This is a genomic window from Dyella sp. SG609, from assembly GCF_012275375.1.
Lineage (GTDB): Bacteria > Pseudomonadota > Gammaproteobacteria > Xanthomonadales > Rhodanobacteraceae > Dyella_D > Dyella_D marensis.
This window is the reverse complement of record NZ_JAAZQJ010000014.1, coordinates 87,736-109,445: the sequence shown is the minus strand read 5'-3', so window position 1 is coordinate 109,445 and position 21,710 is coordinate 87,736. Positions and strand designations below refer to the sequence as shown.

Genomic DNA, 21,710 nt, shown 5'->3' with positions numbered 1-21,710 from the left:
GCGCCGGACACATGCAGGACAACCAAGCACAGGGCAGCACCGACCAGGCCGGCGAACAGGCCTATCAACCGCAGGCGGTGGAAGCCGCCGCGCAGCAGTACTGGCGCGAGCAGCGCGCCTACGAGGTGAAGGAAGACCCTTCGCGCCCGAAGTTCTACTGCCTCTCGATGCTGCCGTACCCGTCGGGCGCCCTGCACATGGGCCACGTGCGCAACTACACCATCGGCGACGTGATCAGCCGCTATCAGCGCATGAACGGCAAGAACGTGCTGCAGCCGATGGGCTGGGACGCGTTCGGCCTGCCGGCCGAGAACGCCGCGATCAAGAACAGGACCGCGCCGGCCAAGTGGACCTACCAGAACATCGAACACATGCGCGGCCAGCTGCAGCGCATGGGCTTCGCCTACGACTGGACCCGCGAGTTCGCCACCTGCCGCCCGGAGTACTACCGCTGGGAACAGCTGATGTTCACCCGGCTGATGAAGAAGGGCCTGGCCTACCGCAAGAACGCGGTGGTGAACTGGGATCCGGTCGACCAGACCGTGCTGGCCAACGAGCAGGTGGTCGACGGCCGCGGCTGGCGCTCCGGCGCCCTGGTCGAGAAGCGCGAGATCCCGCAGTGGTTCCTCAAGATCACCGATTACGCGCAGGAACTGCTCGACGGCCTGGACACGCTGCCCGGCTGGCCCGACGCGGTGAAGACCATGCAGCGCAACTGGATCGGCCGCTCCGAAGGCCTGGAGATCCACTTCGCGGTGGAAGGCGAGGCCGAGCCGCTGACCGTGTTCACCACGCGCCCCGACACGCTGATGGGCGTGACCTTCGTGTCGATCGCCGGCGAGCATCCGCTGGCGCTGAAGGCCGCGCAGGGTAATGGCGAACTGGCTTCCTTCCTCGACGAACTGCGCCACGGCGGCGTGTCCGAGGCGGAGCTGGAAACGCAGGAAAAGCGCGGCATGGCCACCGGCCTGTTCGCCATCCACCCGGTCACCGGCGCCAAGGTGCCGGTGTGGGTCGCCAACTTCGTGCTGATGGGCTACGGCACCGGCGCGGTGATGGCGGTGCCCGGCCATGACGAGCGCGACTTCGAGTTCGCGCACAAGTACGGCCTGCCGATCAAGCAGGTGATCGCCGCCAGCGACGAAAGCTACGACCCGGACAAGTGGCAGGAGTGGTACTCCGACAAGACCCGCGCCGACATGCGCGTGGTGCACTCCGGCGCGCTGGACGGCAAGAACTACCGCGAAGCCTTCGAGTATCTGGCCGCCACGCTGGAAGGCGAGGGCAAGGGCCAGCGCCGCGTGAACTGGCGCCTGCGCGACTGGGGCGTCAGCCGCCAGCGCTACTGGGGCTGCCCGATCCCGGTCATCTACTGCCCGAAGTGCGATGCGGTGCCGGTGCCGGAAGACCAGCTGCCCGTCGTACTGCCGGAAGACGTTGCGTTCTCCGGCGTGCAGTCGCCGATCAAGGCCGATCCCGAGTGGCGCAAGACCACCTGCCCGCAGTGCGGCGGCCCGGCCGAGCGCGAGACCGACACCTTCGACACCTTCATGGAGTCGAGCTGGTACTACGCGCGCTACACCAGCCCCGGCGCCAACGAGCAGGTCGACGCGCGCGCCAATTACTGGCTGCCGGTGGACCAGTACATCGGCGGCATCGAGCACGCCATCCTGCATCTGCTGTACTTCCGCTTCTATCACAAGCTGATGCGCGACGCGGGCCTGGTGCGCACCGACGAACCGGCCACCAACCTGCTGTGCCAGGGCATGGTGATCGCCGAGACCTTCTACCGCGACAACGCCGACGGCTCGAAGGACTGGATCAATCCCGCCGACGTGGAAATCCAGCGCGACGAAAAGGCGCGCGTGATCGGCGCGGTGCTGAAGAGCGACGGGCAGCCGGTGAGCATCGGCGGCACCGAGAAGATGTCCAAGTCCAAGAACAACGGCATCGACCCGCAGGCGATGGTGGAGAAGTTCGGCGCCGACACGGTGCGCCTGTTCTCCATGTTCGCCGCGCCGCCGGAGCAGTCGCTGGAATGGAGCGAGGCCGGCGTGGAAGGCATGGCGCGCTTCCTGCGCCGCTTCTGGCGCGAAGTGGCCACGCATGCCGCCGGCCCCGACCACGCCGTGGTCGACCCGGCCGCGCTGGACGCCGGCCAGAAGGCGCTGCGCCGCCAGCTGCACGAGACCATCCAGAAGGTGGGCGACGATGTCGGCCGCCGCCACTCCTTCAACACCGCCATCGCCGCGCTGATGGAGCTGCTGAACGCGCTGGGCAAGTTCGACGACCAGAGCGAGCAGGGCCGCGCCGTGCGCCACGAGGCGCTGGAAGCGATGGTGCTGCTGCTCAACCCGGTGGTGCCGCACGTCAGCCACGCGCTGTGGCAGGTGCTGGGCCACCCGGCCGAGGTGCTGGAAGACCAGCCCTGGCCGAAGGCGGACGAAGCCGCGCTGGTGCGCGATTCGCTCACCCTGGCGGTGCAGGTCAACGGCAAGTTGCGCGGTACCATCGAGGTCGCCGCCGGCGCCTCGAAGGAAGAAGCGGAAAAGCTGGCCCTGGCGCATCCGAACGTGCTCGCGTTCATGGAAGGCCAGAGCGTGCGCAAGGTCATCGTGGTCCCGGGCAAGATCGTCAACATCGTCGCAGGATGAAATCCATGAGCCGCATCTTGAAAGCCTCGCTGTTGCTGGTGTCCGCCCTCGCGCTGTCGGCGTGCGGCTTTCATCTCCGCCAGAGCGCCGCGCTGCCGTCCGCGATGCAGCGCGTGCACCTGACGGTGAACGGCGGCCTCGACCTGCAGCGCGACCTGGCCCGTGCGCTGGAGGCCTCCGGCGCCACGGTGGAAGACAAGCCGGGCGCCGGCATCGCCGAACTGCGCGTGCCGTTGGCCACCTTCAGCACCGAGACGCTGACCGTCAGCGGCTATGCGCGCGTCACCGAATACGCCGTGCGCTACCAGGTGCAGTTCCAGTTGAACGACGGTACCGGCCAGGTGCTGCTGCCGGCGCAGAACATCAGCATGTCGCGCGAATTCAGCTACGACGCCACCAATACCGTGGGCACCACGGCGCAGGTGGAAGAGATCCAGCGCAGCCTCAACGACGACATGGTGCAGGCCATCCTGTTCCGCCTGCAGGCGCTGCAGAAGCACGGCGGCGGCACGGTCGCGCCGGCGTCCGCCTCGTCCGCGCCGTAATCCGATGCCGCTGAATGCCGCCCAGTGGCAGAAGGCGCTGGCGGGCGACAGCCTGCGGCCGGTGTACCTGCTGGCGGGCGAGGAGCTGCTGGTACTGGAAGCCGCCGACGCGCTGCGCGCGCAGGCGCGCCGCCTGGGCTATGCCGAGCGCGAAGTGCTCGACGTCGGTAATCATTTCGACTGGGACGACCTCGCACGTTCCGCCGCCGGCATGTCGCTGTTCGCCACCCGCCGCCTGCTCGACCTGCGCCTGCCCACCGGCCGTCCCGGCACCGAGGGCGCCAAGGCCATCAACGAGTTCTGCGCCAAGCCGCCGCCGGATGTGACCCTGCTGATTACCGCCACCGAGTGGAGCAGCAAGCACGAAGGCGCCTGGACCAGGAACCTGGACGCCGCCGGTGCGCTGGTGGTGTTCAACGCGCCCAAGCCGCACGAATGGGCGGCCTGGGTCGGCGCGCGGCTGTCCTCGCGCGGCCTCAGCGCCACGCCCGACGCTGCCGCGCTGCTGGCCGAGCGCGTGGAAGGCAACCTGCTGGCCGCCGCGCAGGAGATCGACAAGCTCGCCGTGCTGCGCGGCGAGGGCGGCGGTGCGCGCATCGATGCCACCGAGATGGAGCATCTGGTGGCCGACAGCGCGCGCTACGACGCGTTCAAGCTCACCGATGCGGCGTTCGCCGGCGACGGCGGGCGCGCGCTGCACATCCTGGCCGGCCTGCGCGCCGAAGGCGACGAGCTGATCGCGCTGATGGGCTGGCTGGTGAATCAATTGCAGCTGGCGCTGCGCCTGGCCAATGCACGCGATTTCGCCGCGCAGGCGCGTGCGGAGCGGCTGTGGCCGGCGCGCGAGCAGCTGTTCCGCAAGGCGCTGCGGCGCGCGCCGCGCGAGCATTGGCTGCAGTGCCTGGCAAGGGCGGCGCGGATCGACCGCATCGCCAAGGGGCGCGAGGCGGGCGATGCCTGGCTGGAGGCCGAGCGCCTGATCGCCGCGATCGCCGAGCCGCGGGCTGCCAGCGCGCTCGCATGAAGCCCCTGGCGCTGTTCGGCGGCACTTTCGATCCGGTACATCTGGGGCATCTGAGCGTGGCCTGGGAGGCTGCGGAGCTGCTCGATGCCGAGGTGCGGCTGATGCCGGCGAATGTGCCGCCGCATAAGGCAGCGCCGTTGGCGAGTGCGGAGCAGCGGGTGGCGATGCTGGATGCCGCGTTGCGGGGGCAGGATCGCCTGGCGGTGGATGCGCGCGAGTTGCGGCGCGATGGGCCGTCTTATACCTATGACACGTTGTGTGAGTTGCGCGCTGAGGTTGGCGCGCGGCCGCTGGTGTTGTTACTGGGCGTTGACGCGTTTGCGGGGTTGCCTGGGTGGCATCGCTGGCGCGAACTGTTCGATGTGGCGCATCTTGGGGTGTTGAGTCGGCCGGGTGTTGAGCCGGAGTTGCCGCATGCGTTGTGGGCGGAGATGGGGGGGCGTCGTACCGACGACGTTTCTGAGTTGCATGTGCGGCCTGCGGGGCGGGTGATTGAGTTGGCGGTGACGCCGATTGAGATTTCTGCGACTCGGATTCGGGAGTTGTTGGCGGGGGGGCGGGATCCGCGTTATTTGTTGCCCTGTGGGCTGTTCGAGGATCCGGCGTTGTTGGCGCCGTATCGCGCTTGATCGTCATCCCGGCGTAGGCCCCTCCTGCTCGTCATCCCGGCGTAGGCCGGGATCCAGTAACGGTATCGCCTGGTTTTCGCGTGATCGCGAATGGGCCGCTTATGCAGCGGGCATTTCGTGCGCCTGCCGGCGCCCGAGTCACTTTTTCTTTGCTGGCCCAAAGAAAAAGTAACCCAAAAGAAATGGCCTGAGAGCCAAGGCTCGCGACGCGACTAGAACGAGCAGTGGCGGCCGCGGTAACCGGATTAACCAGAGTCGACACGAGCCGGAGTGCGTTTACGTGACGCGCTCTTCAACGTGCCGTCGCCGAGAGGACGTTCAAGAACCGCGGCCAGCTTTTGCTCTTCGTTCCTGCATACCTCACGACTTCACCCCTCTCCCCTCCGGGGAGAGGGCAGGGTGAGGGGCCGGGCGGAGCGAGACGCTCGAATAACCTCAGGCACCGCGCGGCACAAACCTCAGCGCCACCGAATTCATGCAGTAACGAAGGCCGGTTGGGCGCGGCCCATCTGTAAACACATGGCCGAGATGGCTATCGCATCCGGCGCAATTCACCTTGGTGCGTACCATGCCGAGGCTGTAGTCGTTGCTCTCGATGATGTTCGCCTTGGCGATCGGTTGCCAGAAGCTTGGCCAGCCGGTGCCGGAGTCGAACTTGGTGGAGGCGTCGAACAATGCCGTGTCGCAGCCGGGGCAGCGGAACAGGCCCTTGGCGTGCAGGTTCCAGTATTGGCCGCTGAAGGGACGTTCGGTGGCTTCGCGGCGCATCACGTCGAAGGCGTCGGCGGAGAGGCGTTGGCGCCATTGCGTGTCGGTGAGCACCAGCTTCTGCACGTGGCAGGGGCCGAGGTGGCGGCCGTCGGTGTCGGCGAAGCATTCGAGCAGGAGGTCTTTGCCGGTGGCGGTGGGCGCGGCGGAGGCGGTGGCGATCGGAGAGGGGCCGCGGGGCCAGAGCAGGGTGCCGAGGGCGGCGGCGCCGCCGCCGAGCGCCAGGAGGCGGAGGAAGGAGCGGCGCTGGTCGTTTTGCAGTTGGCGGATCGTGCGGGTGCTCATGGGGAACCTCGACGGGGGGATCGAAGCGATCAACCGAAAGTGAAGGCGTAGGCGCGTACGTTCGGATCGAGGAACTCGATCTCGAACTGGCGCTCGCCGGTGCCTTGTGCCTGGCGCACCAGCTGGTACAGGCGCTGCGTGGTGACGGTGCCGTTGCCGCCGGCGTCGGTGTCCATGCCGTGGTCGGCGCCGGGGGCCTGGCCGTCGATGCGCACGCGGAAGCGCACGGGCTTGCCGTCGGCGCCGGGGCCCAGCACCAGGTGCAGGTCGCGGCCGCGGAAGCGGTAGACGATGCGGCCGCCGGCCGCGGCGAGCTGCGCGTCTTCGGAGGCTACGGTCCAGTCGCCGCCGAACGACCATTGATTGGCGCGCAGCGTGGCGGGCACGCGGTAGGTCTCGCGGTTGTTGCGGATCAGCGGGCCGCCGACGAAGTTCTGCGCGCGCGCATAGCCCACGTAGGTTTCCGGCGAGCGGTCGGCGGCTTTCGAATCGGCGGCTTCGGCGCCCTTGGCATCGGGCTGCACATAGCCGGTGGGCAAGTCTTTCTGGCCCGCTTCGGTAAGCAGCTGGCGGATCACGTCCTCGCTCTGCGCATAGCCGCCTTCGCCGAAATGGTGGTGGCGGATACGGCCCTGCGTGTCGATGAAGTAATGCGCGGGCCAGTAGCGGTTGTTGAAGCCCTGCCAGATCGCGTAGTCGTTATCCAGCGCGACCGGATAATCCACGCCCAGGTCCTTCACCGCGCGCTGCACATTGCCCAGGTCTTTCTCGAAGGCGAACTCCGGCGCGTGCACGCCGAGTATCACCAGGCCGTGGTCCTTGTACTTGTCGGCCCAGGCGCGCACGTAGGGCAGGGCGCGGATGCAGTTGATGCAGGAGTAGGTCCAGAAATCCACCAGCACCACCTTGCCGCGCAGCGAGGCCGTGGTGAGCGGCGCGCTGTTGATCCAGGCGGTGGCGCCGGCCAGCGAAGGCAGTTCGCCTTCCACCGGCAGCGCTTCGCCGGCCTTGCGTTCCGGCTGCGGCGCGGGCGGCGGCGTCACGGCGTCGACCAGCTTCTGCTCGATGCCGCCGGTGCTCGCCAGCGACACGCGGGTAAGCACGCCGGTATCCAGCCCCAGCCCGATCGCCGCCACGCCGGCCAGCACCAGCACGCCGAGCACGCGCCGCACCCATTCGCCGGCGCCGAGCGAGCGCTTCATCAGCGCGAACACCTTGCCGCCGACCAGCAGCGCCAGCGCCAGCGACGTGGCCGCGCCGGCCGAATAGGTGAGCAGCAGCAGGGTGGTCTGTACGCTGGCGCCGTTGAGCGCGGCGCCGGTGAGCAGCAGGCCCAGGATCGGACCGGCGCACGGCGCCCACAGCAGGCCGGTGGCGACGCCCAGGCCGGCGGCGGACAGCGCCGAGCCTTCGTCGCGGTCCGCGCGCTGCGTCAGGCGATTGCCCAGCGCCACGAACGGGCGCGCGATCCATTCGGCCACGCGCGGCGACAGCAAGGTGAGGCCCAGCACCGCCAGCACCACCAGGGCCACCCAGCGCCCGTACTGGTTGGCGCGCACCGCCCAGCCGCCGCCGACCGCGGCCAGCGTGGCGACCAGGGCGAAGGTCAGCGCCATGCCCAGCAGCATCGGCAGGCCGTTGCGCAGGAACGGCCGGTCGGCGCGGGCGAACACGAAGGGCAGCACCGGCAGGATGCACGGGCTGAGGATGGTCAGCACGCCGCCGAGATAGGCCAGGATGAGCACGAGCATGGAAGGAAGTCCGCAAGCAGGTTGATGGGCTATTCGGAATGGAACGCGGGGGAGTTACCTCGCAGGGAGATTTTTCACTGCGGGTAACCCTGCGCAGGCTTCGCGCGAATAACGGCCGAACCCCCAGCCGCGAGCCGGCCATGCATGCGAGCTTGACCGCGGACGGCGCCTTGGGTCTAGATGGCGTATTCCGCCGTCCGGATCCACGCGCCGCCTTGTCCGCTACCCCCGCCAGCGCCCAGCAGGAAGCCGACCAGCGCCGCGCCGCGTGGATGGCGGCCGCGCAGGCCGGCGACCGCCGCGCCTACGAGCGCGTGCTGGCCGATTCGCTGCCGCTGATCCGCGCCGCCGCGCGGCGGCAGGGCGTGGCCACCGACAACATCGACGACGTGGTGCAGGAAACCCTGCTCACCGTGCACCGGGTGCGCCACACCTACGATCCGTCGCGTTCGTACGACGCGTGGATCACCGCCATCGCCTCGCGCCGCGCCATCGATGCGCTGCGCAGCCACGGCCGCCGCGACCGCCGCGAGCTGCACGACGAGCAGGTGCTCGACATGCAGACCGACCACGCCGACGCCGCGCGCGACACCGAACGCGAGCAGGAGGCACGGCGCCTGCGCGCGGCCATCGCCACCTTGCCGCCGGGCCAGCGCGAGGCGGTGGAACAGCTGGCCCTGCGCGAACGCTCGCTGGCCGAGGCGGCCGAGCACACCGGCCGCAACGCCGGCGCGCTGAAGGTCAACCTGCATCGCGCGCTGAAGGCGCTGCGCAACCGCTTCCACGGAGACTCCTGAGCGCCATGTCCGAACCGAGCAACCACCATCGCCTGATCGACGCGCTCGGCGCCGAGCTGGTGCCGGTGCGCCGCCTGCCGCCGCCGTGGCGGCGCGCGGCCGGGTGGCTGCTGGTAGTGGCGGCCATCGCGGCGGTGCTGTTCGTGCACTACGGCAGCGGCGGCATGCTGCGCCGCTGGGCGGGCGCGCCGGATCTGGCCTGGGCCGGCGTCGGCGCGGTGCTCACCGCGGCCACCGCCGCCTGGGCCGCGTTCGCGCTCGGCGTGCCGGGGCGCAGCGCGCGCTGGGCCTGGCTGCCGGTGGCGCCGGCGCTGCTGTGGGTGGGGGCCAGCGGACTGGGCTGCCTGCGCGACTGGATCGCGCCGGGCACCGTGGTGGCCGGGCCGCACCAGCCGATCGGCTGCCTGCAATTCATCATCGCCTTCTCGGTGCCGCTGTCGGCGCTGCTGATCTGGCTGCTGCGCCGCGCCTGCCCGCTGCGGCCGGTGCTCACCGCCGTACTGATCGGGCTGGCCAGCGCGGCGGCCTCCGCCAGCCTGCTGGAGATCTGCCACGAGTTCGACGCGGCGGCCTCGGATCTGCTCACCCATGCGCTGGCCGTGGTGGCGGTGATCGCCGTCAATGCGGCGATGGGCGGACGCCTGCTGCGTTCGCGCTGAGTTTTTCTTCACGCGGATCGTCAGGTTCGCGAAAGACGCAGAAACTTTCGTTTCTCTGGTGCGTCGCAACGCTGAATGCGCCAGGCGTTCGGCCGCCGTTCCGCCGCATCGGGGCGAGCAGAACGCGAAAGCCCATCGCAGCGGTGTTCGCGCCGGTGACTGTCGCGGCCATGTTGCTTTGCCCCGGATCGAGCCCCGCTCTGCGCATCGCAACACGCCGTGCGCAGACACGCCGCGAGACGGTATTGACGCTGAACAGCGCGGTTTTTTTTCGCGAAGCTCGTGTGAGCCGTCGAGCTAGGCTAGCCCGCGTCGGCGGCGCTGGAGGGGGCGCTGCCGCGGCGTCTCGCGCGGGGCCGTTGTGCACCGACCCGCCAGTAGACGCAGCGAGCCCGCCGCCGGTCGATGCCGGCAGCGGTACCGCCGGGGCGGCCCGGGAGGGGGCCGCCCCGGCTCTTTCGACAGCAGTTGAGTTGAGCGACATCTTCAAAAGTTTTGGGGAAGCGCGGTTTGCGCCGCACGACATTCACCGACTTAAGGAGTACGCATCCATGAAAGTTTCCCGTTACGCCGTCCTCGGTCTTTCTCTCGCACTCGCTGTCGGCATCGGCCAGGCCAGCGCGCAGGAAACCACCCCCGCGTCGTCTTCGTCCTCGGCGATGAAGTCCGACACGCATATGAAGAAAGACTCCATGAAGTCCAACGACATGAAGTCCAACGACTCGATGAGCTCCGGCGATTCGATGAAGTCCGACGCCGCGGCCAAGCCGCATCACAAGAAAGGCCATAAAAAAGCGGCCGAGCCGGCTGCGGCCAGCAGCTCGCATTGATAAATCGTTCGCACTGATCGAACCGCAGCGTCTTCAACCACGGCCTCCGCTGGCAACAGCGGGGGCCGTCGTGTTTTCCATGGTGTAATACGCGGGTTTCGCTTTGCGGAGAAACGCCATGGCTCCCTCCTTCGTCGCGCGGCTCGGCATCGAGCATCCGCTGATCCAGGCGCCGATGTCCGGCTCCACCACGCCGGCCCTGGCCGCCGCGGTGTCCAATGCGGGCGCGCTGGGTTCGCTGGGCGCGGGTTATCTGGAACCGCAGGCCATCCTCGACCAGGCTGACGAAGTGCGCACGCTCAGCGACAAGCCGTTCGGGCTCAACCTGTTCGTGTTGCCGGAAAGCTTCGAGGTGGACATGGCGGCGGTCGATCATGCGCGCCGCGCGCTCGACGCCTTGATGGAGCGCGAAGGCCTGGCTGTGCGCACCGCGATTCCCGCGCGCTGGGCGCCGTCCTTCCACGACCAGTTCGCCGCGCTGTGCGAGGCGCGCCCCGCGGTGGCCAGCTTCGCCTTCGACCTGCTCAGCGTGGCGCAGGTGCGCCAACTCAAGCAGCTCGGCATCGTGGTGGTGGGCACCGCCACCACGGTGGACGAGGCGCGCGCCTGGGAAGAACGCGGCGCCGACGCGGTGAGCCTGCAGAGCGCGGAAGCCGGCGGCCATCGCGGCACGTTCCTGCACGACGCGCAGGACGGCATGATCGGCCTGTTCGCCCTGCTGCCGCTGACCCGGCGCGCGGTGAAGATCCCGCTGATCGCCGCGGGCGGCATCATGGACGGGCGCGGCATGCTCGCCGCCGAAGTGCTGGGTGCCGCCGCCAGCCAGCTCGGCACCGCCTTCCTGGCCTGCCCGGAATGCGGCGCGGCGGAGGGCTGGAAGCGCGACCTGCCGGCCTCGGCCGAGCACGAGGTCACCACCGTCACCACCTTTTCCGGCCGCGCCGCGCGCGGTCTGCGCAACACGTACGTAAAGGCCATGGCAGGCATCGCGGCCGGCCTGCCGGCTTATCCGGTGACCAACGCGCTGACCTCGCCGCTGCGCAAGGCGGCGGTCGCCGCGGGGCGCGCCGACCTCACCAACGAATGGTGCGGGCAGGGTGCCGGGCTGTCGCGCGCCATGCCGGCCGCGGAACTGGTCGCCGTGCTGATGGACGAGTACGCCCAGGCGCGGCGTGCCTTCGACTAGGGCAAACCCCAGGCTTGACGCGGCTTCCCGGGCGGAGCGGTATACTGCGCCCGCGCCTCCGCCCAATGCGTGGGGCGCGCCGATCCGCATCGAGGGCACGCCCACTTGAGTCAGACTTCCCAGCGCAACAAGGCGGCCGACACCGCCACCCTCCGCAAGCACGTCATCGACGCGCTTGAAGAACTGAAAGCCAAGGACATCCGCGAAATCGACGTCCGCGGCAAAACCTCCATCGCCGACCTGCTGGTCATCGCCTCCGGCACTTCCGCGCGCCACGTCAAATCCATTGCCGACGAAGTGGTCAAGTTCGCCAAGAAGGCGGGCGTGATGCCGATCGGCGTGGAAGGCGAGCAGGAAGCCGAATGGGTCCTGGTGGACCTGGGCGACGTGATCGTCCACGTGATGCTGCCGCGCATCCGCGAGTTCTACGGCCTCGAGCGGCTGTGGACCGTGGGCGACCGCGAGCAGGACAGCCAGGCCGTCGGCGCGGGCTGAGCGCCCGCGCCAGGTTGGCTCCGCGCGGCACCGGCGACGGTGCGCGCCATAGCTTCGTCACCTCTTTTTTCCCGATGGTCTTCCGCTTATGCGCGCCCGCCTGATCGCCGTCGGCGAACGCATGCCCGCCTGGGTCGCCGAGGGCTTCGCCGAATACCGCAAGCGCCTTTCGCACGAGCTGCCGCTGGAGCTGGTCGAGCTCAAGCCCGGTGTGCGCGGCAAGGGGCGCGACGACGCGCGCGCGATCCAGGACGAAGGCGCCGCCATCCTCGCGGCGCTGCCGCGCGACATCCACGTGATTGCGCTGGACGGGCGCGGCAAGACCTGGTCCAGCGAGGAACTCGCCGCCCAGCTGGCGAAGTGGCGCATGTCCGGCCGCGATCTCGCGTTCCTGATCGGCGGGCCGGACGGCCATGCGCCGGAGGTGCTGGCGCGTGCGGACCAGAGCTGGTCGCTCGGTCCGCTCACCTTGCCGCACATGCTGGTGCGGCTGGTGCTGGCGGAGCAGCTGTATCGCGCCACCACCTTGCTGGCTGGGCATCCCTACCACCGCGCCTGACCGTGCTGTTCGAGCGTGCGGCCTTGCTATGCTCGCCGCACTTTTCCCGCGGCGGGTCATTCCATGTCCATCATCGTGCGGCAGGCCACCATCCATGATCTCGACGTTGTCGCGCCGCTGTTCGACGCGTATCGCCAGTTCTATGCGCAGCCGGCCGATCCCGCGCTGTCGCGCCGCTTCCTGGCCGAGCGTTTCCAGCATGCGGAGTCGGTGATCCTGCTGGCCTTGAATGAAGCGGACGGCGAGGGCGTGGGCTTTACCCAGCTCTATCCGCTGTTTTCCTCGGTGCGCGCCACGCGCCGCTATCTGCTCAACGATCTGTTCGTCACGCCCGCCAGGCGCCGCTTCGGCGTGGCCGCCGCGCTGCTGCACGCGGCCACCGCGCATGCGCGCGCGATGGGCGTGTCCGGCATGTCGCTGTCCACCGCCAACGACAATGTGGCGGCGCAGCGCTTGTACGAATCGATGGGCTGGGAGCTGGAGACCGGCTTTCGTGAGTACAACCTCACGTTCTAGCGGCGACGTGAGCCCCTCTCCCTTCGGGAGAGGGGTTGGGGTGAGGGTACGGGCGAAGCGCAAGAGTGAGGTGCATCGCTCCGGCCGAACCCTCATCCGGCTGCCGCCACCTTCTCCCGGGGGGAGAAGGATTCCAACTTGGGGGTTTGTCACCCTGACTGTAAGGAAACTCGATGCTCTATCTCGCTTCGCAATCGCCACGCCGCCGCCAGTTGCTGGAGCAGATCGGCGTGGCCTTCACGCCGGTGGATGTGGACGTGCCGGAACGCCGCGCCCCCGGCGAATCGCCGCTGGACTACGTCAGCCGCGTCGCGCGCGACAAGGCGCAGGCGGGCCGCGCGGGGCTGCCGCAGGATGCGCTGGTACTGAGCGCGGACACCGAAGTGGTGCTCGACGACGAAGTCTTCGGCAAGCCCGCCGACGCCGCCGACGCCGGCGCCATGCTGCGCCGCCTGTCCGGCCGCACGCACGAAACCATCTCGGTGGTGTGGGCCGTGCAGGGCGAACGCGCGGAAAGCGCCACCAGCATTTCCCGCGTGCGCTTCGCCGCGCTCAGCGACGAAGACATCGCCGCCTACGTCGCCAGCGGCGAACCGTTCGGCCGCGCCGGCGCGTATGCGATCCAGGGCCTGGGCGCCACGCTGATCGAACATCTGGAAGGCAGCTACACCGGCGTGATGGGCCTGCCGGTGTTCGAAACCGCGCGCCTGCTGCGGCGTTTCGGCGTGGCGTAGCGGCGCAGGTTGGGGTTCGCCTGCGGCTCACCCCAACCTACGATTTACGACCCGGTCACCAGGAACCACGACACCACCGCCAGCGCATTGTTGACGCCATGCGCCAGCACCGCCGGCCACACCGAACCCGAGGCCAGCCGCAGCCACGCCAGCACCATGCCGAGCACCAGCAGGTTGGGCAGGGCGTACCAGAGGAAGCCGAGGTCCGGCAGGTGCACGCAGGCGAACAGCGCGGCGGTGATGAACATCGCCACGCCCGGCGGCGCGTAGCGCAGCGCTGACGAAAACAGCACGCCGCGGAACAGCAGTTCTTCCACCAGCGGACCCACCGTCACCACCAGCAGGGCCAGCGGAAAGCGCAGCAGGGGCGAGGCGGCGGCACCGAGCTGCTTGATGTCCTGGCTCACTTCGTGGCCCTGCGCGAACCACTGCGTGAGCAGGCCGCCGAGAAACGGCAGCATCAGGCCGAGCGCGAAGGCCAGCGCGTAGTAGCCGGGCTGCGCGGGCGCGGCGAAGCCGAAGCCGGGCGGCGCCGGCAGCGGCCATAGCGCGGGCCAGCGGCGGCGCGCCAGCAGCAGGGTCACGCTGGCGGTGATCAGCAGGGTGAGGATCACCATCAGCGCGTTGACGTCCGGCTGCACCAGCCACTGCTGGATTTGCGCCAGCGCCTCGCCATGGCGGAAGCCGTGCAGCAGGCCGACAGTCAGCCCGACCAGCAGCCCCACCACCGCGCCCACCAGGTATTGCAGCAGGAAGTACAGCGCGATCAGGCCCAGCGCGGCCCACAGGCTGGGCGCGGCCGGCGTTGCGGCGGGCGTGAAGGCGGAGTCGAGGCGGGGAGCTTCCATCGGGTTCATCCTGTGCGGGTGGCGTGGCTGCAAGCCCGAAGTCCAGGCCTGGCCCTTCCCCATCTCCCTGACCGTTGCCGACGCGCCCACGCTAATCGCCGCCGCCGCGGCCGCGCAATCCTGCCCTTCGTCATGGTCGCTGCGGATACGGCCTGTATAGTGGCGAGGTTCATACGGAGGAAGCAGGCGTCCAGGCGCCGACCCATGTTCGCATTCGATTGGCTGGCCGACCCCACTGCCTGGGCCGGTCTCCTCACCCTGGTGGTGCTGGAGATCGTGCTGGGTATCGACAACCTCGTGTTCATCGCGATCCTGGCCGACAAGCTGCCGCCGCAGCAGCGCGACCGGGCGCGCCTGATGGGCCTGGGCCTGGCGCTGGCGATGCGGCTGGTGCTGCTGGGCGCGATGTCCTGGCTGGTCAAGCTGACCGAGCCGATCGTCTCCTGGCAGAGCTTCACGCTGTCGTGGCGCGACATCATCCTGCTGGTCGGCGGCCTGTTCCTGCTGTTCAAGGCCACGCTGGAATTGCACGAGCGCCTCGAGGGCGGCGAAGGCCACGAAGGCGGCAACCGCGCGCATGCCCGCTTCTGGCTGGTGGTGACGCAGATCGTGGTGCTGGACGCGGTGTTCTCGCTGGACTCGGTGATTACCGCGGTCGGCATGGTCGACCAGCTGTCGGTGATGATGATCGCGGTGATCGTGGCGATGATCCTGATGATCAGCGCCAGCAAGCCGCTCACCGCCTTCGTCAACGCGCGGCCGACGGTGGTGATCCTGTGCCTGTCCTTCCTGCTGATGATCGGCTTCAGCCTGGTCGCGGAAGGCTTGGGCTTCCACATTCCGAAGGGCTATCTGTACGCCGCGATCGGCTTCTCGATCATGATCGAGGTGTTCAACCAGACCATGCGGCGCAACCGCCGGCGCGCGCTGTTCAGCAGCCCGCGCAAGCTGCGCGACCGCACCGCGCGCGCGGTGCTGCGCCTGCTCGGCGCCGGCGGCGAGGAAGAGGAAGACGTGCCCAAGGCCGCCGATGCGGCCGCCGACGCGGGCATGGGCGTGTTCGGCAAGGACGAGCTGGCGATGGTGCGCGGCGTGCTCGACCTGGCGCACCGTCCGGTGCGCTCGATCATGACCCCGCGCACCGAGATCAACTGGGTCGATCCGCGCGAAAGCGCCGAGACGCTGCGCGCGGAACTGACCGCGTCCTCGCATGCGTGGCTGCCGGTGGCGGGCGACGACCTCGACCAGCTGGTCGGCGTGGCCTCCGCGCGCGACCTGCTGGCAAGCCTGCTGGAACATGGCCGCATCGAGGCCGAACAGGTGGTGCGCAAGCCGCTCACGGTGCTGGAGTCGCTCAGCGTGCTGCGCCTGATCGACGCCTTCCGCCACTCGCCGCTGCAGGTGGCCCTGGTGGTGGACGAATACGGCAGCGTGCTCGGCCTGGTCACGCCCACCGACGTGCTGGAAACCATCGCCGGCGAATTCCCCGGCGGGGACAGCGGCGACCCTTCCGCCATGCAGGAAACCAGCGGCGCCTGGCTGCTGGACGGCAGCCTGGACCTGCGCCGCGCCGAGCATCTGCTGGACCGCACGCTGAGCGGCGACGGCAGCTTCTCCACCCTGGCCGGCTACGTGCTGCAGCAGCTGGGCCGGCTGCCGCGCGAAGGCGACAGCCTGGACAGCGAGGGGCTGCGTTTCGACGTGGTGGCGATGGACGGCGCGCGCATCGAGCGGTTGCGCGTGACGCCTGCGGACTGAGGCTCAGCCCAGCAGCAGCGCCTTGCCCAGGCCGATCGCGCCCATTCCCAGCACGGCCAGCAGGCCGACCGCCGCCACGATGAAGCCGCCTTCGCGCCTGGCCGGGTCGCGCAGATAACCCACCGCATACCACACGCGCCCGAGCACCCACACCAGCCCGGCGATGCCGCTCCACAGCGGCGCGCCGTAGGTGGCGGCCAGCCACAGCGCGGGCAGGAACATCAGGGTCGATTCCAGCGTATTCATCTGCACGCGGAAGGCGCGCTCGAACAGCGGATGCCCGCTGGTGGCGGGCGCCTTCACGCCGTACAGCGCGCGGGCGCGGCCCACGGCGTAGGCGGTGCCGCACTGGAGCAGCACGGTAAGCAGGACGACCACGGCAGGGAGGTGCTGGAACATGGATTCCTCGAAAAGGCTCGGCGCAGGTTGGGGTGAGCATAGCGAACCCCAACATCACATCACCGCTGACCGCACCGGTTGTTGGGGTTATCACCCCAACCTACGTGGCGTGGGCGCGCCCATGGGGTTATCGTCCGCGGCGAGCCCACGGCAGACAAGGCACTCACATGGATTGGCAGAAAGGCGAACGCAGTCAGAACGTCGACGTCGACAGCGGCGGCGGCCCGCGCTTCGGCGGCGGGCGTGGCTTGGGTATAGGCGGCATCGTGATCCTGGCCATCCTCGGCATGGTGTTCTTCAAGGACCCCACCGCCCTGCTCAGCCAGGTGGACCAGGGCGGCGGCCAGGTCGCCGCGCCCAGCGGGCAGCCGGCGCAGGTGGATCCGCAGCAGAAGGACTTCGTCAGCGCGATCCTCGGTTCCACCGAGAAGACCTGGGGCGACATCTTCGCCGCCAACGGCAAGCAGTACAAGCAGCCGCGGCTGGTGCTGTTCAACGGCGGCGTGAACACCGCCTGCGGCGCGGCATCCACCGCGGTGGGCCCGTTCTACTGCCCCGGCGACCAGAAGGTGTACCTGGACCTGGCCTTCTTCCAGGAACTGCAGGACCGCTTCCACGCCGCCGGCGACTTCGCCCGCGCCTATGTGATCGCGCACGAAGTCGGCCACCACGTGCAGAACCTGCTGGGCGTGTTCGACCGCGCCGAGCAGGCGCGCCGGCAGGGCGCGCGCATGGAAGGCGCGGACGGCCTGTCGGTGCGCCAGGAACTGCAGGCCGACTGCTTCGCCGGCGTGTGGGCGTATCACAGCCAGGAACGCCTGCACTGGCTGCAGGCGGGCGATATCGAATCGGCGCTCAACGCGGCCAGCAAGATCGGCGACGACGCCCTGCAGCAGCAGGCGCGCGGCCGCGTGGTGCCGGACTCCTTCACCCACGGCACCTCGGCCCAGCGCGTGAAGTGGTTCCGCACCGGTTTCGAGAGCGGCAAGGTCGGCGCCTGCAACACCTTCGCCGGCGAGCCCTGAGGGCTGGGAGCGAGCCGTAGGTTGGGGTGAGCCGAAGGCGAACCCCAACAGACCCCGCAGGCGATCGCAGCGTTGGGGTTCGCTGGCGCTCACCCCAACCTACGTCATATTCCCCCGGGCCAGCAGGCCCGTGCACAATCCCGCCGCCGCGCGCCAGGGGGTGCGCTTCGGTCAACCGCGATGAGCCATCCGTGCCAGCGCTGCGGCGCCTGCTGTGCCCACTTCCGCGTGGCTTTCCACTGGTCCGAGGCCGAGTCCTTCATGGGCGGCGCGGTGCCGTCCGAACTGACCGAGCAGATCGACCCGCACCGCCTGGCCATGCGCGGCACCCAGGCGCGCCAGCCGCATTGCGTGGCGCTGCAGGGCGCGGTGGGCGAAGCGGTGCATTGCGGTATCTACACGCAGCGGCCGTCGGTGTGCCGGGAGGTGATTCCGGCTTGGGAGTTCGGCACGCCCAGCGCGCAGTGCGACAAGGCACGGGCGGCGTATGGGCTGGCGCCGCTGACGCTGGCGGACTGGGCGGAGCCGCGGACGGCCTGAGCCGGCGCGGTGCACTGACGATTCAATGCGCCGTGTTATCGAACGCCAGCGCGAATTGCTTCAGCTCACCTTCGTTGAGGTCCGACACCGCCAGGAAGCGCATGCCGCCCTGGCGCCAGTCGATCACCGTATAGCCGTGCCGCTGCGCGATCGACTGCGGCGTATCCGCGCCGTCCGCCGGCCACTGGTACAGGTTGATCGCGTGCATGCGGCGGCGATACACCAGGGCCGCCACGCTGCGTCCGCCGATCGCATCCAGCCGTCCGCCGGCCAGCGGGAAGCCTTCACCGGCCAGTTCCTTCACCCGCGGCGCGAAATCCAGCTTGCCCTCGAACCAGGGCTTGACCGTGTGCTGGTCGGTGGAGACCACGTCCATCAGGTGCTGCGGCTGCAGCGAGCGCAGATGGCCGGAGATCGCCTCGTCGACCAGCGCGGCCGGCGCCGCACCGGGCCGCGCCAGCCACAGCCAGGTCGGCGCCGACAGCAGCAGGGCGCCGGCAAAGCCGGCCGCGGCAGCCAGGGCCAGCGGGCGGCGGCGGCGCGGCGTGGCGGCAACGGCGGGCGGCGCCTCCCACTGGCGCCGCAGCGCCTCCGGCGCGCGGCGGTACAGCTCGGGCTGGGCCAGCGCCTTGCGCAGGCGCTCGTGCTCGCGCTGCGCGGCTGCACAGGCGGGGCAGGCGGCGACGTGGCGTTCCATGTCGACGCTTTGCGCGGCGTCCAGTTCGTCGTCGAGATAAGCGTGCAGCAGCAGGCGCGACTCATCGCAGGTCATGGCGGCGCCCCTCTTTCGGTCGATGCGTGAGTTCTTCGCGCAGTTTCTCGCGCGCCCGCGCCAGCCGCGACATCACCGTGCCCATCTTGTGGCCGGTGATGGCGGCGATTTCCTTGTACGAACACTCTTCCAACTCCCGCAGCACCAGCACCTCGCGCCAGGTTTCCGGCAGGCGCGCCAGCGCTTCCTGCAGGGCGCCCACGTCCACCGCCAGCAGGGCCACGCTTTCCGGCGACGGGCCGGGGTCGACCAGCGGATGGTGGTCGTCGTCCAGCGGATCGCGCGCCAGCTCCGGCGCGTGCCTGGCGCGCAGCGTGTAGAAGGTGTTGCGCACGATCGCCAGCAGCCACACCCGCGCATCGGTGCCGTGGAAGCTGCCGAAATAGCGCAGCGCCCGCACCATCGCTTCCTGCACCACGTCTTGCGCATCGGCGTCGTTGCGGGTCAGCCAGTGGGCGAGGTTGTAGGCGGCGTCCAGGTACGGCAGCACCAGGGCCTGGAAGCGCGCGTTGGCGGCGGCTTCGGCGCGGTGCGGCGGCAGGGGCGCATCGGTGGTCATGGGGGCTTATACCTGGCTGCGCGCGACTTTATTCCCGTCGCGGAAAAGCGGGAATAGGCCGCCCGTGCCGCCGGTATTGCGAATCGCCGGGGTCGTGTCGATGCCGGCCACCAGGCCAGCCGGCCGTCCATTCGGAGCGCACCATGCAAGATCACGACGACAAACAAGACGACCAGGCGGTGCACGGCCGCCGCCAGTTCCTGCAATGCATGGCCTGGGCCGGGGCCGGCACCTTGTGGCTGATGAAGGGCGGGGTGCTGCAGGCGCATGCCCTGGACGGCCTGGCCGGCGGCGAGGCGGCCGATGCCAGCTTCAGCTTCGTGCAGATCAGCGATTCGCATATCGGCTTCCACAAGGAACCGAACCCCGACGTGGCCGCCACGCTGCGCGCCTCGCTGGCCAAGATCAACGCACGCTCGACCAAGCCGGATTTCCTGCTGCATACCGGCGACCTCACCCACCTGTCCAAGCCGGAGGAATTCGACACGCTGTCCGGCCTGATGCAGGAAGCGAAGGCGCCGCACACCTTCTACGTGCCCGGCGAGCACGACGTGATCGGCGACAACGGCGCGGAATTCTTCCGCCGCTTCGGCCAGCACCAGCAGTCCGGCGGCTGGTACAGCTTCGACCACCGCGGTGTGCATTTCGTCGGGCTGATCAATGTGCTGAACCTCAAGGCCGGCGGCTTCGGTTCGCTGGGCGCGGACCAGCTGGCATGGCTGAAGCAAGACCTGGCCGGGCTGTCGGCGGAAACGCCGGTGGTGGTGTTCGCGCACATGCCGATGTGGACGGTGTATCCGCAATGGGGCTGGGGCACCGACGACAGCGCCGAAGCCATGACTTACCTGCGCCGCTTCGGTTCGGTCAGCGTGCTCAACGGGCACATCCACCAGATCCAGCAGAAGGTGGAAGGCAAGATCACCTTCTACACCGCGCGCTCCACCGCGTATCCGCAACCGGCGCCGGGCAAGGCCGACGCACCGGGGCCGTTGAAAGACATCGCGCCCGGCTCGCTGCAGACATACCTGGGCGTGCGCGAGGTGAGCCACGTGCGCGGCAAGCAGGCGCTGGCGGTGACCGAGGAGGTGCTGGCATGAGCGGCGCGCGCGCATGGTGGCGGGCCCTGGCATTGGGCGTGGCGGCGCTGGGCGCGGGTTCCGCGGCTGCCGCCGGCAAGCCGGCACAGGCCAAGGTCGAGATCAAGCATTTCGCCTTCGTGCCGGAGGCGCTGACGGTGAGCGCGGGCACGCGCGTGGTGTGGACCAACCGCGACGACGAGCCGCACATCGTGGTCAGCGCCGGCAACCGCTTCGCCTCGTCGAAGGCAATGGATACCGACGAGACCTATGCGACGGTGTTCGACAAGCCCGGCACCTACGCCTACTTCTGCTCGATCCACCCGCACATGGTGGGCACCATCATCGTGCGCTGAAGCGGTAGATATCCATCGCCAGGAAGCCCAGGTCGATACCCGCGTCGATGCGTTCGGCGCGGGCATCGGCACCGGCGGCGCCGAGCGCCAGGAACAGCGGCTGCAGGTGTTCGTCGGTGGGATGCGCGCGTTCGGCGAACGGTGCCTGGCGGCGGTAGTCGAGCAGGGCGTCGACGTCGCCGGTGGCGAGCTTTTCTTCGATCCAGCCGATGAACGGGCGCACGTAAGGCGCTTCGTTGTCTTCGCTGAAACCGGCGCGGAAATCGTGCAGGTTGTGGGTGATGCTGCCGGAGCCGATCACCAGCACGCCTTCTTCGCGCAGCGGCGCCAGCGCGCGGCCGACCTCGTACTGGTGGCGCGGCCCCAGCTGCGGCTGGATCGACAGCGGCACCACCGGGATATCGGCCTTCGGATAGAGCAGGCGCAGCGGCACCCAGGCGCCGTGGTCCAGGCCCTCGCGCGGGTCGAGCATGGAGGGCAGGCCGGCGCGGTCCAGCAGCTCCACCGCGCGCGCGGCCAGCGCCGGATCGCCCGGCGCGGGGTAGCGCAGTTCGTACAGTTCGCGCGGGAAGCCATGGAAGTCGTGCACGGTTTCCGGCCGCGCCGCGCCCCCCACGGTAGGCTGGCGCGCCAGCCAGTGGGCGGAGGCGATCACGATGGCGCGCGGGCGCGGCATGGCCTGGGCCAGCTCGGCCAGGCGCTCGCCGACCTGGCCCGGATGCAGGGCGGTCATCGGCGAGCCGTGGGAGATGTAGAGGCTGGGGAGGGCGGTCATGGGGACGGTCTCTGGGGGACCGTCCTAGAGTATGGGCGCTGTCGGCAGGCGGTAGCCGTGCCGATTCGGACTAAGCGTTGCTCAAGTGAAACGATGGGCAGCCAAGGCTGTTCGAGCTAAATCATGGGCAACCAAGGTTGCCCATGCGAAACGATGGGCAATGCCCGAAG

Annotated in this window: 24 protein-coding genes; 17 read left to right on the top strand and 7 right to left on the bottom strand. The window is 69.4% G+C overall.

The window, feature by feature from the left end:
- The first annotated feature begins 11 nt into the window (after window positions 1-11).
- From leuS to nadD, 4 genes are read left to right on the top strand one after another with little or no spacing between them, the layout of a single operon-like run.
- Window positions 12-2,654: a leucine--tRNA ligase gene (leuS, locus tag FHW85_RS20150; RefSeq protein ID WP_168649455.1), complete on the top strand. Its 2,643-nt coding sequence runs from the start codon at window positions 12-14 to the stop codon at window positions 2,652-2,654.
- 5 nt (window positions 2,655-2,659) lie between these two features.
- Complete coding sequence (lptE, locus tag FHW85_RS20145; RefSeq protein WP_167258741.1) at window positions 2,660-3,199, top strand: LPS assembly lipoprotein LptE; 540 nt, start codon at window positions 2,660-2,662, stop codon at window positions 3,197-3,199.
- 4 nt (window positions 3,200-3,203) lie between these two features.
- On the top strand, window positions 3,204-4,223 hold the full coding sequence (gene holA / locus FHW85_RS20140) for a DNA polymerase III subunit delta (protein WP_168649454.1): 1,020 nt from the start codon (window positions 3,204-3,206) through the stop codon (window positions 4,221-4,223).
- On the top strand, window positions 4,220-4,852 hold the full coding sequence (gene nadD / locus FHW85_RS20135; RefSeq protein ID WP_168649453.1) for a nicotinate-nucleotide adenylyltransferase: 633 nt from the start codon (window positions 4,220-4,222) through the stop codon (window positions 4,850-4,852). The genes holA and nadD overlap by 4 nt, the downstream gene beginning before the upstream one ends.
- A 435-nt stretch (window positions 4,853-5,287) precedes the next feature.
- Here nadD and msrB read toward each other — a convergent pair whose 3' ends face one another.
- Both msrB and FHW85_RS20125 read right to left on the bottom strand, forming a co-directional pair.
- Window positions 5,288-5,905 carry a peptide-methionine (R)-S-oxide reductase MsrB gene (msrB, locus tag FHW85_RS20130; protein WP_167257961.1) on the bottom strand — a complete coding sequence of 206 codons (618 nt, stop codon included), beginning with the start codon at window positions 5,903-5,905 and terminating at the stop codon, window positions 5,288-5,290.
- A 29-nt stretch (window positions 5,906-5,934) separates the two neighbouring features.
- Window positions 5,935-7,656: a cytochrome c biogenesis protein DipZ gene (locus FHW85_RS20125; RefSeq protein ID WP_168649452.1), complete on the bottom strand. Its 1,722-nt coding sequence runs from the start codon at window positions 7,654-7,656 to the stop codon at window positions 5,935-5,937.
- A gap of 272 nt (window positions 7,657-7,928) precedes the next feature.
- On the opposite strand from FHW85_RS20125, the gene FHW85_RS20120 reads away from it, so the two are divergent.
- The 8 genes from FHW85_RS20120 to FHW85_RS20085 all read left to right on the top strand — a co-directional run bounded on the left by FHW85_RS20120 (window position 7,929) and on the right by FHW85_RS20085 (window position 13,432).
- Window positions 7,929-8,453, top strand: coding sequence for a sigma-70 family RNA polymerase sigma factor (locus tag FHW85_RS20120; RefSeq protein WP_246866831.1), 525 nt, complete (start codon window positions 7,929-7,931; stop codon window positions 8,451-8,453).
- 5 nt (window positions 8,454-8,458) lie between these two features.
- A complete protein-coding gene (locus tag FHW85_RS20115) occupies window positions 8,459-9,112 on the top strand; it encodes an NrsF family protein (RefSeq protein ID WP_168649450.1) in 654 nt (217 codons plus the stop codon).
- 551 nt (window positions 9,113-9,663) lie between these two features.
- Entirely contained in the window at window positions 9,664-9,942 is a 279-nt protein-coding gene (locus FHW85_RS20110; RefSeq protein WP_168649449.1) for a hypothetical protein, read from the top strand.
- 118 nt (window positions 9,943-10,060) lie between these two features.
- Window positions 10,061-11,128, top strand: a complete 1,068-nt coding sequence (locus FHW85_RS20105; protein ID WP_168649448.1) for a nitronate monooxygenase — start codon at window positions 10,061-10,063, stop codon at window positions 11,126-11,128.
- A gap of 105 nt (window positions 11,129-11,233) precedes the next feature.
- Window positions 11,234-11,623, top strand: a complete 390-nt coding sequence (gene rsfS, locus FHW85_RS20100) for a ribosome silencing factor (RefSeq protein WP_167257973.1) — start codon at window positions 11,234-11,236, stop codon at window positions 11,621-11,623.
- Window positions 11,624-11,711: 88 nt separating this feature from the next.
- Window positions 11,712-12,182 carry a 23S rRNA (pseudouridine(1915)-N(3))-methyltransferase RlmH gene (gene rlmH, locus FHW85_RS20095; protein WP_167257975.1) on the top strand — a complete coding sequence of 157 codons (471 nt, stop codon included), beginning with the start codon at window positions 11,712-11,714 and terminating at the stop codon, window positions 12,180-12,182.
- 63 nt (window positions 12,183-12,245) lie between these two features.
- On the top strand, window positions 12,246-12,698 hold the full coding sequence (locus tag FHW85_RS20090) for a GNAT family N-acetyltransferase (protein WP_168649447.1): 453 nt from the start codon (window positions 12,246-12,248) through the stop codon (window positions 12,696-12,698).
- 173 nt (window positions 12,699-12,871) lie between these two features.
- The gene (locus FHW85_RS20085; protein WP_168649446.1) at window positions 12,872-13,432 is read left to right on the top strand and encodes a Maf family protein; all 561 of its coding nucleotides are present in this window, start codon (window positions 12,872-12,874) and stop codon (window positions 13,430-13,432) included.
- Between the two features lie 44 nt (window positions 13,433-13,476).
- Here the strand turns inward: FHW85_RS20085 and FHW85_RS20080 are convergent, their stop codons facing one another.
- On the bottom strand, window positions 13,477-14,280 hold the full coding sequence (locus FHW85_RS20080; RefSeq protein ID WP_243868225.1) for a type II CAAX endopeptidase family protein: 804 nt from the start codon (window positions 14,278-14,280) through the stop codon (window positions 13,477-13,479).
- A gap of 204 nt (window positions 14,281-14,484) precedes the next feature.
- Here FHW85_RS20080 and FHW85_RS20075 point away from each other — a divergent pair, with 204 nt between their 5' ends.
- Window positions 14,485-16,038, top strand: a complete 1,554-nt coding sequence (locus FHW85_RS20075; protein WP_167257983.1) for a TerC family protein — start codon at window positions 14,485-14,487, stop codon at window positions 16,036-16,038.
- A 3-nt stretch (window positions 16,039-16,041) separates the two neighbouring features.
- Here the strand turns inward: FHW85_RS20075 and FHW85_RS20070 are convergent, their stop codons facing one another.
- A complete protein-coding gene (locus FHW85_RS20070) occupies window positions 16,042-16,437 on the bottom strand; it encodes an MAPEG family protein (RefSeq protein WP_167257985.1) in 396 nt (131 codons plus the stop codon).
- Between the two features lie 167 nt (window positions 16,438-16,604).
- Between FHW85_RS20070 and FHW85_RS20065 the strand changes: the two genes are divergently transcribed.
- Together FHW85_RS20065 and FHW85_RS20060 are read left to right on the top strand one after the other, a co-directional pair.
- Complete coding sequence (locus FHW85_RS20065) at window positions 16,605-17,462, top strand: neutral zinc metallopeptidase (RefSeq protein ID WP_168649445.1); 858 nt, start codon at window positions 16,605-16,607, stop codon at window positions 17,460-17,462.
- Window positions 17,463-17,642: 180 nt separating this feature from the next.
- A complete protein-coding gene (locus FHW85_RS20060) occupies window positions 17,643-18,002 on the top strand; it encodes a YkgJ family cysteine cluster protein (protein WP_167257988.1) in 360 nt (119 codons plus the stop codon).
- Window positions 18,003-18,024: 22 nt separating this feature from the next.
- Here the strand turns inward: FHW85_RS20060 and FHW85_RS20055 are convergent, their stop codons facing one another.
- Complete coding sequence (locus FHW85_RS20055; protein ID WP_168649444.1) at window positions 18,025-18,774, bottom strand: zf-HC2 domain-containing protein; 750 nt, start codon at window positions 18,772-18,774, stop codon at window positions 18,025-18,027.
- Window positions 18,761-19,333: a sigma-70 family RNA polymerase sigma factor gene (locus tag FHW85_RS20050; RefSeq protein ID WP_167257992.1), complete on the bottom strand. Its 573-nt coding sequence runs from the start codon at window positions 19,331-19,333 to the stop codon at window positions 18,761-18,763. The genes FHW85_RS20055 and FHW85_RS20050 overlap by 14 nt, the downstream gene beginning before the upstream one ends.
- A 143-nt stretch (window positions 19,334-19,476) precedes the next feature.
- On the opposite strand from FHW85_RS20050, the gene FHW85_RS20045 reads away from it, so the two are divergent.
- Together FHW85_RS20045 and FHW85_RS20040 are read left to right on the top strand one after the other, a co-directional pair.
- Window positions 19,477-20,430, top strand: coding sequence for a metallophosphoesterase (locus FHW85_RS20045; protein ID WP_168649443.1), 954 nt, complete (start codon window positions 19,477-19,479; stop codon window positions 20,428-20,430).
- Window positions 20,427-20,765, top strand: coding sequence for a cupredoxin domain-containing protein (locus FHW85_RS20040; protein WP_167257996.1), 339 nt, complete (start codon window positions 20,427-20,429; stop codon window positions 20,763-20,765). Before FHW85_RS20045 ends, FHW85_RS20040 begins: the two co-directional genes overlap by 4 nt.
- On the opposite strand, the gene FHW85_RS20035 is transcribed toward FHW85_RS20040, so the two are convergent.
- Window positions 20,752-21,540 (bottom strand): class III extradiol ring-cleavage dioxygenase, encoded by a 789-nt coding sequence (locus FHW85_RS20035; RefSeq protein ID WP_167257998.1) that lies wholly within the window; start codon window positions 21,538-21,540, stop codon window positions 20,752-20,754. The two genes, FHW85_RS20040 and FHW85_RS20035, sit on opposite strands and share 14 nt — an antisense overlap.
- Between the last annotated feature and the right edge of the window lie 170 nt (window positions 21,541-21,710).